Annotated in this window: 10 protein-coding genes and 1 pseudogene; 4 read left to right on the forward strand and 7 right to left on the reverse strand. The window is 39.5% G+C overall.

The features are described 5' to 3' along the window. Positions 1-49: 49 nt before the first annotated feature. Positions 50-982 (forward strand): L-lactate dehydrogenase, encoded by a 933-nt coding sequence (locus GQ590_RS04590; RefSeq protein ID WP_368669149.1) that lies wholly within the window; start codon positions 50-52, stop codon positions 980-982. Between the two features lie 128 nt (positions 983-1110). Here GQ590_RS04590 and GQ590_RS04595 read toward each other — a convergent pair whose 3' ends face one another. The 6 genes from GQ590_RS04595 to ilvG all read right to left on the reverse strand — a co-directional run bounded on the left by GQ590_RS04595 (position 1111) and on the right by ilvG (position 8226). Beyond that, complete coding sequence (locus GQ590_RS04595; protein WP_160422546.1) at positions 1111-1497, reverse strand: hypothetical protein; 387 nt, start codon at positions 1495-1497, stop codon at positions 1111-1113. A gap of 252 nt (positions 1498-1749) precedes the next feature. Beyond that, positions 1750-3285: a threonine ammonia-lyase, biosynthetic gene (gene ilvA, locus GQ590_RS04600; RefSeq protein ID WP_160406330.1), complete on the reverse strand. Its 1536-nt coding sequence runs from the start codon at positions 3283-3285 to the stop codon at positions 1750-1752. Between the two features lies 1 nt (position 3286). Next, positions 3287-5137 carry a dihydroxy-acid dehydratase gene (ilvD, locus tag GQ590_RS04605; RefSeq protein WP_160406329.1) on the reverse strand — a complete coding sequence of 617 codons (1851 nt, stop codon included), beginning with the start codon at positions 5135-5137 and terminating at the stop codon, positions 3287-3289. A gap of 116 nt (positions 5138-5253) precedes the next feature. Continuing rightward, a complete protein-coding gene (locus GQ590_RS04610) occupies positions 5254-6183 on the reverse strand; it encodes a branched-chain amino acid transaminase (RefSeq protein WP_160406328.1) in 930 nt (309 codons plus the stop codon). Positions 6184-6315: 132 nt separating this feature from the next. Beyond that, positions 6316-6546, reverse strand: coding sequence for an acetolactate synthase 2 small subunit (ilvM, locus tag GQ590_RS04615; protein WP_160406327.1), 231 nt, complete (start codon positions 6544-6546; stop codon positions 6316-6318). A gap of 3 nt (positions 6547-6549) precedes the next feature. Then, complete coding sequence (gene ilvG, locus GQ590_RS04620; RefSeq protein ID WP_160406367.1) at positions 6550-8226, reverse strand: acetolactate synthase 2 catalytic subunit; 1677 nt, start codon at positions 8224-8226, stop codon at positions 6550-6552. A 924-nt stretch (positions 8227-9150) separates the two neighbouring features. On the opposite strand from ilvG, the gene GQ590_RS04625 reads away from it, so the two are divergent. The 3 genes and pseudogenes from GQ590_RS04625 (at position 9151) to GQ590_RS04635 (ending at position 12600) form a co-directional block, all read left to right on the forward strand. Continuing rightward, positions 9151-10242 carry a hypothetical protein gene (locus GQ590_RS04625; RefSeq protein ID WP_160422548.1) on the forward strand — a complete coding sequence of 364 codons (1092 nt, stop codon included), beginning with the start codon at positions 9151-9153 and terminating at the stop codon, positions 10240-10242. A 575-nt stretch (positions 10243-10817) separates the two neighbouring features. Further along, positions 10818-11225: pseudogene (locus GQ590_RS04630) on the forward strand (AAA family ATPase); the annotation flags it as partial. Between the two features lie 40 nt (positions 11226-11265). Next, positions 11266-12600 carry a DNA polymerase III subunit gamma/tau C-terminal domain-containing protein gene (locus GQ590_RS04635; RefSeq protein WP_160406325.1) on the forward strand — a complete coding sequence of 445 codons (1335 nt, stop codon included), beginning with the start codon at positions 11266-11268 and terminating at the stop codon, positions 12598-12600. Here the strand turns inward: GQ590_RS04635 and crcB are convergent. Continuing rightward, on the reverse strand, positions 12482-12859 hold the full coding sequence (gene crcB, locus GQ590_RS04640; RefSeq protein WP_160406324.1) for a fluoride efflux transporter CrcB: 378 nt from the start codon (positions 12857-12859) through the stop codon (positions 12482-12484). The genes GQ590_RS04635 and crcB overlap by 119 nt on opposite strands. Positions 12860-13003 lie beyond the last annotated feature (144 nt).

A 13003-nucleotide genomic window follows, 5' to 3' on the forward strand; every position in this document is an offset into this window, starting at 1 on the left:
ATAAGGGTAAACAAATAGTTCCTTTTTAATCCAAATAAAATAGGGGAGGATAAGTATGAAACTGAGAAAAGTGATGATTATTGGCGTGGGGAATGTGGGATCAACAACGGCTTATACATTAGTAAATCGAGGTATTTGTGAAGAAATCGCACTTGTTGATCTTAATAAAGAATTAGCCTATGGACATGCACAAGATTTATTAGATGCGGCGGCCTATCGGCAAAACATGGTCAAAGTTAGTCTGCGTGAATCAACTGATTGTTCAGACATTGACATAGCCATTATCACCGTCACATCAGGCATTGCTCAAAAAAGTCGAGCCGAAGAGCTTGCTGGCACATCTAAAATTATCGCAAGTATCGTGCCTAACATGATGAAAAGCGGATTTAAAGGCATCTTCTTAATTGCCACCAACCCTTGTGATGCGATTACTTATCAAGTTTGGCAACTATCAGGGCTACCACGCCACCGCGTAATTGGTACTGGCGTATGGCTTGATACCGTACGATTACGCCGATTATTGGGCGAAAAAATGGATATTGGTCCACAAAGTATTGACGCCTTTATTGTTGGTGAACATGGTGATTCACAATTCCCTGTTTGGTCGCATTCATCGGTTTATGGCATTAATCTTAGTGATTTAGAAAAAAACAAAATTGATTTTGAACAAATTGGCACTCAAGCTCGAAAAATGGGCTTTGAAATAGCTAACCGTAAGCACTGCACCGAATACGGTATTGCCAGTACTATCACCGAAATCTGCCAACACATATTCACTAATAGCCACCGTGCCTTAGCGCTTAGCTGTATTTTAAACGGCGAATATGGCTATAAAAATGTTGCGATTGGTGTTCCTGCAATTTTAGATCAGCATGGTATTAAAAAAGTGATCAAACTCGACTTTACCGAAAATGAAAAGCAACGCTTTGACAAAAGCATCAATATTGTTAAAGGCTATATTGATCATATTAAATTACCGTAGCAGCACTTGTTTTTATTATTGCTCAATTACCGTACTTACTTACCGTCATCCATTCGTGGCGAAATTCTTATTCACGCCACGAATAGGAGGGAATTATAATCATAAAAGAAACAGATTTAAATCATAGACTAATCTTCTAAGATGATTTTAACTTGTTGTTTAAGTTGATTATAGTTAGCATTACTTAAAAAATGGTAACGAGTATCTCTGATATGGCTAGCGATTTTTCTATATGTATTAAGATGTTCAGATACAGGATAGCAAGCAATATAATCATTAAAAGTGGCAACATCAGCAACGTCAGCAAACTGCTTTTTATCGATGTTATTTAAATAGCCTTTAAGATCAAGTGTCTGGCAATTAAGCTTATATTCCTTTCGCCAAAATTGATTATTTTTAAACTGGTAAGTTAAATTAACATTCGTTTTATAGTCATAATGGTTATCTTTGACATTAGTAAAATACCCGAGTTCATAATCGGCTTTGACATGTACATAAAATAGATTATTAAGCACTAAAGACGAATAAAAGAACAAATGATCTTCATGTCCTGTTTTGGCTGATAAGATAAGTTCATCTAAATATTTGCCATTTTCATCGTTACTGTTTTCCTAATTATTTTTGTAAAAAATATTCAGGAGTCTATACCGTTTGGGGATTAAGTTCGGTATTTTATAAGAAATAATTCTAGTATCAATTTTGAAAATTAATTTACCTAACTAAACCTATCCACCTTAATAGGTGGATAGTGGTTACTAGTTTTTACTCTAATTTGTCAAAAACAACTTAAGTGATGGATTTTTTGTTTCATTATGAAAACCATAACCCAAAGCTTTCAAATGCTGATCAAATTCACTATTATCACTTTCGCTAATTTCAAACGCAGCAAGCACTCGACCATAATCGGTGCCATGGCTACGGTAATGGAACATTGAGATATTCCAATTTGTCCCTAATGTTTGCAAGAATTTAAGCAAAGCGCCTTGTGATTCAGGAAACTCAAAACTGTACACTTGTTCTTGAATCGGTTTGCACGGTTTGCCACCAATCATGTAACGAACATGCAGTTTTGCCATTTCATCTTCGGTCAGATCCACAACAGGGTAGCCTGCGGCGGTAAGTTCTTGCATGATGCCATCTTTTTCGTTGCTTTGCGCAATTTTAATGCCCACAAAAATGTAGGCAGACTTGTCGTCGTGGTAGCGGTAGTTAAATTCGGTCACTGAGCGTCCGCCAAGCAGTTGGCAGAATTTTAAAAAACTGCCTTTCTTTTCGGGAATGGTGACAGCAAACAGGGCTTCACGCTTTTCGCCAAGTTCGCAACGTTCTGATACATAGCGTAAGTTGTGGAAATTTAAATTAGCCCCCGATAATATGTGAGCAAGGTTTTCACCGCTGATGTTGTGCTGCTCTACGTACTTTTTAATCCCTGCCAGTGCCACAGCGCCAGAGGGTTCGGCAATGGCACGCACATCGTCAAATAGGTCTTTTACTGCTGCGCAAATTTCATCGCTATCAACGGTGATGATGTCGTCGATATATTGCTGGCAAAGCCTGAATGTTTCGTCTCCAATTCGTTTAACGGCGACGCCTTCGGCAAAAAGCCCAACACGATCTAAATCAACTGGGTGGCCGGCATCTAAAGCCGCTTTTAAGCAAGCGGAGTCTTTAGGTTCGACTGCAATCACTTTGATTGATGGCATGATTTGTTTGATTAATACCGCAACGCCAGCTGCAAGCCCGCCCCCACCGACGGGTACAAAAATGCGGTCGAGTTTGGCATTTTGTTGTAATAATTCCATGGCGATACTTCCTTGCCCTGCAATGACAAGTGGGTGGTCAAACGGGGGAATAAAGATGCGTTTTTGTTCTTTGGCCAGTGCCATGGCTTTGGCTTTGGCTTCGTCAAAATTGGCACCGTACAAAAGCACTTCACCGCCAAAGCTTTTTACTGCTTCGACTTTAATATCAGCAGTGGTTAGTGGCATAACAATTAAAGAGCTGATGCCTAATTTAGTCGCCGAAAAGGCGACACCTTGCGCATGGTTGCCAGCTGATGCGGCTATAACACCGCATTTGCGTTCATCTTCATTTAAGCTTGCTATCATGGCTTGCGCGCCACGGATTTTGAAACTGTGGACAAGTTGGCGATCTTCGCGCTTAACAAAAATTTGATTGTTTAATCGTGTTGAGATTTTTTCCATCTTTTCAAGCGGAGTGACTTCGGCTACGTCATAAACAGCACTGCAAAGCGTTGCTTTTAAGTAGTCGGCGCCTGTGAATTGCGTGTTTTGTTGTTTCACATTAACCTCCAAGTTTGCTTTTATCACGAACGGCCCCTTTGTCTGCACTGGTTGCTAAGCTAGCGTAAGCTTTAAGTGCATAAGAGACTTGGCGATTGCGGTGATGAGGGGTAAATGCTTTGTCACCACGCTCTAGTTCAGCGACTCGACGGCGTTCAAGCTCATCAGCAGGAACATCTAATACCAGTTTTCGATTTGGAATATCAATATCGATTATATCGCCATCACGAACTAGCCCTATAACCCCACCACTTGCGGCTTCTGGTGAGATGTGACCGATTGATAAGCCCGATGATCCCCCTGAAAATCGTCCATCAGTAATCAGGGCACAAGCTTTGCCAAGTCCCATTGATTTTAGGTAGCTAGTTGGGTAGAGCATTTCTTGCATACCCGGTCCGCCTTTTGGTCCTTCGTAAATAATAACAACCACATCACCTGCTACTACTTTTCCGCCTAAAATGGCATCGACGGCATCTTCTTGGCTTTCAAATACTTTGGCAGGACCTCGGAAAATGAGATTTTCAGCAGCAACGCCCGCCGTTTTAACAATTGCGCCATCTAGTGCTACGTTACCATAGAGTGTGGCAAGCCCGCCATCTTGGCTATAGGCGTGGGCTATATCACGAATACAACCATTTACACGGTCATCGTCAAGTGAATCCCAATAGCAGTCTTGCGAAAATGCTTTGGTGGTGCGAATGCCAGCAGGACCACTGCGGTACATTTTTTTGACGGTTTCGTCGGTAGTTTGTTTGATGTCGTATTTAGCAAAGGTTTCTTGCAATGATAAACCAAGTACGTTGTGAACATTACCATTGAGCAGGCCTGCTTTATCTAATTCAGACATGATCGATACCACGCCACCAGCACGGTGCACATCTTCCATATGATATTTTGCAGTGCTTGGCGCCACTTTGCATAGATGTGGGACTTTGCGTGATAATCTGTCGATATCTGACATTGTAAAGTCAATTTCGCCCTCTTGTGCTGTTGCTAGCAGATGTAAAACGGTGTTGGTCGATCCACCCATAGCAATGTCTAATGACATGGCATTTTCATATGCTGCTTTTGTTGCAATTGAACGAGGCAGGTAAGATTCATCATCATGCTCATAATAGCGTTTGGTGATTTCAACAATGCGTTTTGCTGCTTGTAAAAAGAGTTGTTCACGCTGTTTGTGTGTGGCAACTAATGAGCCATTACCGGGTAGGGATAGTCCTAAAGCTTCGGTTAAGCAGTTCATCGAGTTAGCAGTAAACATGCCTGAACAAGAGCCACAAGTTGGGCAGGCCGATTCTTCAATGGCTTTGCTGTCTTCGTCGCTGACATTTGGGTTAGCACTTTGGATCATGGCATCGACCAGATCTAATTTTATGATTTGATCGGAAAGTTTGGTTTTGCCTGCTTCCATTGGTCCACCAGAAACAAAAATGGTTGGAATATTTAAACGAAGCGATGCCATTAACATGCCGGGAGTGATTTTGTCGCAGTTTGAGATGCAGATCATGGCGTCGGCACAGTGTGCATTAACCATATACTCGACAGAATCAGCAATAAGTTCGCGCGATGGTAATGAATAGAGCATGCCACCATGCCCCATGGCAATGCCGTCATCAACGGCAATCGTATTGAACTCTTTGGCAATACCACCGGATGCTTCAATTTGTTTGGCAACCAGTTGACCAATATCTTTTAGATGAACATGCCCCGGTACGAATTGGGTAAATGAGTTGACCACCGCAATGATGGGTTTACCAAAGTCTTCATTTTTAACGCCAGTTGCACGCCATAATGCACGGGCGCCAGCCATGTTTCGGCCTTCGACCGAGGTTGCTGAACGATATTTAGGCATTTTTTGCTCCCAAGTTTTATGCAAGTAACCGTATTTAGCGGTTTGTAGTTTTTAAAATTAATCAAACGTTAAAAAAGTTATCCGCCAATACATTTGGCGGATTTTGGTTTTATCTGTTATTTAACTGGATCTAACCAACCGTATTTGTCTTCGGTTTTACCATTAAATAAGCCAAAAAATGTTTGTTGTATTTGTTTGGTGATTGGACCACAACGACCAATCCCCACTTGGATGCGGTCAACACTGCGCACGGGGGTGATTTCCGCTGCGGTGCCAGTCATAAACACTTCGTCGGCTAAATAAAGTGATTCACGTGATAGTGTTTGCTCACGCACTTCTATGCCAATGTCTCGTGCTAGTGTTAGCACTGCGTCGCGAGTAATACCCGGAAGCGCGGAAGACGATAGAACAGGGGTATATAAAATGTTATCTTTTATGATAAATAGGTTTTCGCCCGCGCCTTCTGATAGGTGACCATGCACATCGAGAGCAATACCTTCTTGAAAGCCATTTGCTCGTGCTTCAGATCCAATTAATAATGACGATAAATAGTTACCGCCGGCTTTAGCTGCTGCAGGGATGGTGTTTGATGCAACCCGATGCCACGATGAAACCATTGCATCAATACCTTGATCTAAAGCTTCTTCACCAAGATAAGCCCCCCATGGGAATGCGGCAATCATGACATCGGTTTGATAGCCAGCAGGTGGGTTGACTCCCATGCCTACATCACCAACAAAAACAAGTGGGCGAATATAAGCACTTTTTAAATTATTTTTTTTGATAGTTTGGCGAGTCGCTTCCATAATTTCTTCAAGCGAATAAGGGACAGGAAAACGATAAATTTTAGCTGAGTTTAACAGCCTTTGTGCGTGTTCTTTGTGGCGAAAAATAGCCGGGCCTTTATGTGTATCATAACAACGTACCCCTTCAAATACTGAAGTTCCATAATGTAAAGCGTGTGACATAACATGTACTTTAGCATCTGCCCATGGAACCATTTCGCCATTAAACCAAATATAATCCGATTTTGCTGTAGAACCCATTTTTGTTTTCCTCTTTATTTTTTATTTGATAAGTATTTTTTGCTGTAAGTATTTTGCTTTAATGGTTAAGCATTATACCCTGAGTTTGTGCTTGTTTAACTGTTAAGTTATTTACTAACCTTGGCTTTATTTTTATTCAATTGTAATAACATCTTCTAATTTTGCTACTTGATTTTGTAATGTAAATAGCGATCTTTCAGTCGTTAATTGTAGCGTCATTATTATTGTGTTGTTTTCGGTTGTTTGCATTTGCATTGACTTAATATGCGCACCACGATGACGGATTACGCGTAATATTCGTTCTAGCGTTCCTAAATTATCATGCGCTTTTATAGTCAATTGATATTGCGTTTGTTCATTCATTATTTACTCCTTACCACTTTTATCTAGCATGTTTTCATTGGCAGCGCCGGGGGGGACTAGTGGCCATACGTTTTCTAATTCGTCTATGCATACATGTAAAAGGTAAGCACCTTTGGAATTGAACATGTTGTCAAGCGCACCGTTTATTTGTGACTTTTTGCTGATGGTTTGCCCCGGTATGTCAAACGCTTTGGCTAGCGTTAAAAAGTCGGGGTTATCAGATAGATTTGTTTCGCTGTATCTTTCGTTAAAAAATAACTCTTGCCATTGGCGAACCATGCCTAGGCGCTGGTTATCAATTAATACCATTTTTATTGGTAGCTGTTTGCGTTTGATAGTGGTGAGTTCTTGAACATTCATCATGAATGAACCATCGCCCGATACGCAGATAACGCAGTCATTCGGTCTTGCCATTTGTGCACCAACGGCAGCAGGTAAACCAAATCCCATAGTGCCAAGCCCACTTGATGTGATAAAGTTTTGTGGGTGGGTAAAGCGCATGTGCTGGGCTGTCCACATTTGGTGTTGTCCAACATCGGTTGTAATAACTGCATCAGCCGATTTACGCTCTGATAGGGTTTTTAATAATGCTGGTGCATAAATGGCTTCGCCAGGGTGATCATAACGGGTTGGATGCAGTGCTTTTAATTCATCAATCCTTTGATGCCATGTGCTTATTGATACCGTTTGATTTAGCAACGGTAACACGTGTTTTATGTCACCTTGCAATCCTAAATGGCTTTGGCGTAATTTGTTGATTTCGGCTTGGTCGATATCAACGTGCAGCACTTTAGCATGCCGTGCAAATTCGTTAAGATTGCCCGTTACTCTATCATCAAACCGCACCCCTAACGCAATTAATAAATCGCACTCTTGCACTGCTAAATTAGCCGCTTTGGCGCCGTGCATGCCAATTAATCCTAAATAATAAGGGTTATTAAGATCGGCTACGCCAAGTCCTTTTAGGGTTGATACACTTGGAATGTTCGTTAATGCCATAAATTGCCTTAGTTCGGCAATTGCGCCAGAAAGCCCAACCCCACCACCAATGTAAAGAATTGGTTTTTTAGCTTGGGTGATCATTTGTTTAGCTTGGTTTATATCATCAGGCAGGATTGGATATAATTGAGTGTTATTTTGAGCGGTTTTGGTTAAGGATGGCGATAAAAAGTTTTGATAATCTAGGTTGGCAAGCTGTATGTCTTTGGGGATGTCAATCAATATTGGCCCCGGCCTGCCCGAACTGGCTAAATCAAAGGCCTGCTCTAAGGTATTGGGTAAATCTTTAGCATCATCAATTAAGTAACTGTGTTTGGTGCAAGCAAGTGATAATCCTAAAACATCCACTTCTTGAAAGGCGTCAGTACCAATAAGCTTTGTGGGAACTTGTCCTGTTATGGCAACAATCGGTACTGAATCAATTAAGGCGTCGGCAAGACCTGTGATGATGTTGGTTGCACCGGGGCCAGAAGTGGCAATGCAAACGCCAGTTTTGCCTGTTGCTCGGGCATAGCCTATAGCTGCCATGGCTGCACCTTGTTCGTGGCGACAAAGTACATGTTCAATACCACCATCATAAAGTGCATCGTATAGCGGCATAATTTGTCCACCAGGATATCCAAAAACGGTGGTTACACCTTTTTCTTTTAAAGTTTTTACTATCCACTGTGTTGCTAACATTGATTCCTCACTTATTTTGCCCATTTATTATTCATAAAAATAAGATTTATTAAAAATAAAATTCATAAAAAAACCCCCGCTTTTTAAGGGCGGGGGTTTTTGAGTTATGTATGAACATACTTTTAATTCAAAAAACGCCCCCGCGTTGGAATAATGACCACGCTGACAATAATGTTGATGAGGACGATTTTGAGTGAAAATTTCATAATGTTATACAATTAACTGTTTGTCATTTTTTAAAAACTATTCTTAACAAAATACTCGTTTTAAAAAAAAGTGCAACCGTTTTTTGACGTTTTTGTCATGTGCATCAATAAATTAATAAACTGTCAAAAAATTTCAGAAAACCACATATTTTAGTATAAAGTTCACTTTATTTGCAGCTTATTTTTGTAAAAAATATTCAGGAGTCTATACCGTTTGCCGATTAAAAAACAAATTATTAATCAGTTAAAAAAATCTGACATATTTTGAGCAAATTATTTTAAACATGGTGTGTGAATAATTTCATTGTCTTATATGTAGGAAAACGCCGAGTTGTTTACACTTCATGGTTAAAATAATCCTCTAAAAACTCATAAGGCGTTTTTCCTGAAATCGCTTTATGCGGTTTTATGGTATTATAAAAATTAATAAAGCGTTTTGCCAAATCAGTGACCGTTATTTTTTCTTTATGATATAAATGCCATATCTCTTGTCTGTAATAAGGCGTTAATTTTATTTTTTATTTATGTATATTCATTACAGTATTTTCTCAAATTACTGTAAACAACGTGAGAAATTTCTACATGTTATACATTTAAAAAATTTTCAAAAAAGCTAGCCAAGTGAATTTCAAAAGATTAAAATTTATGAGAGGGTTTGATCATTTTACAATCAAATGATTATAAACAAAACAAGATATTATTTTACAAAGGAAGTATAATGCAGCACCATATTATTAAACACCGACACTGGCAAACCTATGTTTTAAGTTTACCAAACACTGCCATTAGGTGCATTTTCACATTTTTCTCGCTTATATCCTCGATATTATCGCTTAAATTATCACTAAAATCATTGGCAAAAATTGTATTACTGGCACTGCCGTTATTGTCATATTCGTGGCAATTGCAGGCAGCAAATGATAACACTAATCAAACGGATAAGCGTAGTGATGCCATAATACTACCACTGACGGAAGTTATTAATTATGCAAGGCCAACTCTAAGGGGTGGTTTTGGAGGCCCAGCTGACATATGGAATTCGAATAAAGGCTTTTTAGTTCAATCAATCGAGCCTCAGTCATACAATCTCAATTTTCCGACCACGGGTGCGAATGGTCTATTTTTTGATTTACTCATAAGTGGCGTAGATATAAATAAATTGACATGGCAACCAGTCACGCACGAAGGAATTACTGCAACAGTGACAAATGTTGTAAATGCTCATTTGTGGACTCCTGATTATGAGGAGAGAGGACCTGTGGTAGCTCGCGTAACGCTAACCGGTCCAGTGGCAACAATAAATCAACATAAGAATCCGAATCCTAGCCCAATTGCTAAGCCAAGGTTACCGCAGACGTTTGAGTTAGTGGGTAGAGATAATGATGGCCATGAGGTAGTCTATGGATTTGTGCTACAAAAGTGGTTTGTCAATCGTGGTGCTGAATCTAAACCTTATAGTGACCAGTTAGCATGGTGTAATAGTTTGGGTTATCGCATGCCGAAGGTAAAAGATTTAACCAATGCGAAGTGTGGTAAACATTATTATTTCCCCTGTAGGAATGGCATAGATGGCGCCAAGCCGTCGTCAGGAGAGTATGGATTACAACGTCGAATTGGCGCTGGATTTTTCACGGAGTGGGGCTACGTGCAGGACTACTATGGTGCGAACTTTGTCTTCCTCTACTATTGGACAAGTGACGGGGTAGAGGCAGATAGAATTCGGTACAATGTCTACGCGGGCGGTGGCAACGTTGCCATCCCCAGCGACTCCCCCGACACTCACTTTTATGCTGTTTGCACCACCCCTTAGTTTTTAGTTATTAATCTTTAAAGTTATATAAGACAGCCAAGCAATAAAAAACAGCAGCCCCACATTAAGTGGGGCTGTTTATTTTGCCGATTATTTTGTAAAAAATATTCCGGAGTCTATACCGTTTTAAATTCATAACAAATTGATTTAACTAAAAAAGTAAAAAGTGCCAACAACACCGCAAGGCCAATATTTCAGTTTTTTTACGCTATCAAGAAAACAGACAAAGCCCCATTTTTGTTAAAAACTTTCAGGAATGCACCTTATTTATGTAAAAAACCTAAAAAAATCAAACTTAAGTTATAAAAACTAGCCAAGCAATAAAAAGCAGAAGCCCCACATTAAGCGTGGCTGTTTATTGGTTTATTTTGTCGGTTATTTTGTAAAAAATATTCCGGAGTCTATACCGTTAAACCGAATAAAGCGATTTTAAGCCAAAGGACTTATGCGCTTTTAGCGAATTACCTTAATGATGAAATGTAAAAACTCGGTGTTTTTCTACAGATTATTGCTTATATAAAGACTAATTTAGCGCTTTATGGTATGATTAGCGCCAAATTCAATGACAATAAGTTATGCTGATTAAGAGTTATCAAGTTTTAGCATGCAAATGGCGACCAAAATCATTTTCTGAAGTTGTGGGGCAGGAGCATGTCCTTAAAATTTTGTCTAATGCACTATCACTTGGTCGCGTTCATCATGCTTATTTATTATCAGGCACACGAGGCGTGGGTAAAACGTCAATTGCACGTTTATTAGCAAAAGGGCTCAATTGCGAAACAGGCATTACGGCAACACCTTGCGGGGTTTGTGATAACTGTCGTGATATTGAGCAAGGGCGATTTGTTGACTTGCTCGAGATCGATGCCGCATCACGAACCAAAGTCGAAGACACGCGTGAAATTCTTGATAATATTCAATACTTACCAACTAAAGGGCGCTTTAAGGTCTACTTGATTGACGAAGTCCATATGCTGTCACGCTGTTTGCATTTAAATGTGCTTGATTCAACTCTTGGCTTTTATGCCAAAGGCCGTTGATGCGGTTGTTCCGCCAACTGTGCTACAGCCACAATCGCAAACCCAAACCCAAACTCAACACCAAGCTCAAGCTCAAGCTCAAGCAATAGAGCAAACTAATGTATCAAAGCAAGCAGAGGGTAATAAGTCAGTTAATTCTCAAACGCAAATTTCGCATGTAACAACACCAGTACAAGCGACAAAGGCACCGCAAGTAAGTCAGCTTGAGCATAACGCAGTTAATCACTCAGATCCCGTTAAATCCTCCTCGCTTGAAGCAAAACAATCAGCGCTTAGCTCGCCTTTATCTGGATCTGAACAATCACAAAATTCCTCTAAACCAGTGAGTGACAAGTCGTCTGTTGCTAGCCGAAAAGTTGAAAAAATGGCTAAATCTGGAAATGATGATTTAGCGATTCCTGATGATGTTTCAACGGTGACTAAAAGCATTTTAGAAATGCGCATGCAGTTGATGAAAGAGGAACAAAATCCAAAAAAGCCTAAAACGGTTGAGGCTAAGGTGGCTCAACCAAAAAGCCCTGTAATCAACGCATCACTTGAACGAATTAAGCAAAATTCGGTTCCTGTTGAGTCTATCAATACCGATAATAGCGATAGTCATGCTGATAATGATAGCGATAATAGTAACGAAAAAGAAGAAATCACAGCCGAAAATTATCAATGGCAAGCGAGTGGTTTAATTCCGATGAAAGAAGAGATTGTGGTTGATACTAAAGCCTTTCGTGAATCGCTTAACGGTGAAAAAACACCTGAAATGACTAAAAAATTGATTGCAGAAATGGCTCAAAAGGATGCATGGTGTGCTGAAATTGAGCAATTGGATTTGTCACCTTTGATTAAGCAAATTTTTGTTAACTCGGCTGTTGAGCAAACAGATAATGAAACGATTGTGTTGCATTTGCGTTCAAACGTTAAACATTTAATTAATTCGGTATCGAATGTGATTAAAGTAAAAAAAGCGCTTTGCAAACATCGTAACCAAGAGCTTGATGTAAATATTATTATTGATGATGATCTAAATTATAAAACACCAATTGAAATGCGTGAAGAGTTGTACCAAGAAAAACTCGCACAAGCGAAGATAACGATTGCTGAAGATCCAAAAGTGGCTACAATTTGCCGATATTTTGACGCTAAGATTGATGAAGCAAGTGTTCGTCCTATGACTATTTTTTGTATTATTTGTGAATTAAATTGCTTTAAGATCGCAAATATTGGTACGATAAAATCCCTAAAAATGTCATTAAAACTGAGCCAATTACATGAATCAATATGGCTGCTAAGCCCCAAGATATTCGACCTTCTTGTAAAAAGTTAACAATTTCGGCTGAAAAAGTTGAAAAGGTTGATAGCCCTCCACAAAAACCGGTTATCACAAGTAAACGCCATTCGGCAGAAAGGTTAGAATGGTTAAAAAAAGCAATGGCAAAACCAATAATATAACCTGCAACTAAATTAGACAGTAATGTGCCTAGCGGAATTGCAAAAGCAATAATATTTAATTTAAGCGATAAAAACCAACGTAACAAACCACCCGCCACCGAACCGACCGAAATAGCTAAAATCAGTTTTAACATAATGATATGTCCTTGCTTATATACTGTAATAAAAAGTTAAATTTGTTATCGATATCAATAATAATTGATCAATAAACATTTGAAACGATCATACCAGTAGAAAATAGAAATAGGAAATTCTAAGCAGATTGAGATAGAATATTT

The organism is Gilliamella sp. Lep-s35 (genome assembly GCF_009795845.1).
Lineage (GTDB): Bacteria > Pseudomonadota > Gammaproteobacteria > Enterobacterales > Orbaceae > Gilliamella.

Bases quoted from the DNA above. Each gene is read 5' to 3' on its own strand.
- ilvD (WP_160406329.1), bottom strand. From the start codon at position 5,137: ATGCCTAAATATCGTTCAGCAACCTCGGTCGAAGGCCGAAACATGGCT.
- GQ590_RS04610 (WP_160406328.1), bottom strand. From the start codon at position 6,183: ATGGGTTCTACAGCAAAATCGGATTATATTTGGTTTAATGGCGAAATG.
- ilvM (WP_160406327.1), bottom strand. From the start codon at position 6,546: ATGAATGAACAAACGCAATATCAATTGACTATAAAAGCGCATGATAAT.
- GQ590_RS04635 (WP_160406325.1), top strand. From the start codon at position 11,266: ATGCCAAAGGCCGTTGATGCGGTTGTTCCGCCAACTGTGCTACAGCCA.
- crcB (WP_160406324.1), bottom strand. From the start codon at position 12,859: ATGTTAAAACTGATTTTAGCTATTTCGGTCGGTTCGGTGGCGGGTGGT.
- ilvG (WP_160406367.1), bottom strand. From the start codon at position 8,226: ATGTTAGCAACACAGTGGATAGTAAAAACTTTAAAAGAAAAAGGTGTA.
- GQ590_RS04625 (WP_160422548.1), top strand. From the start codon at position 9,151: ATGCAGCACCATATTATTAAACACCGACACTGGCAAACCTATGTTTTA.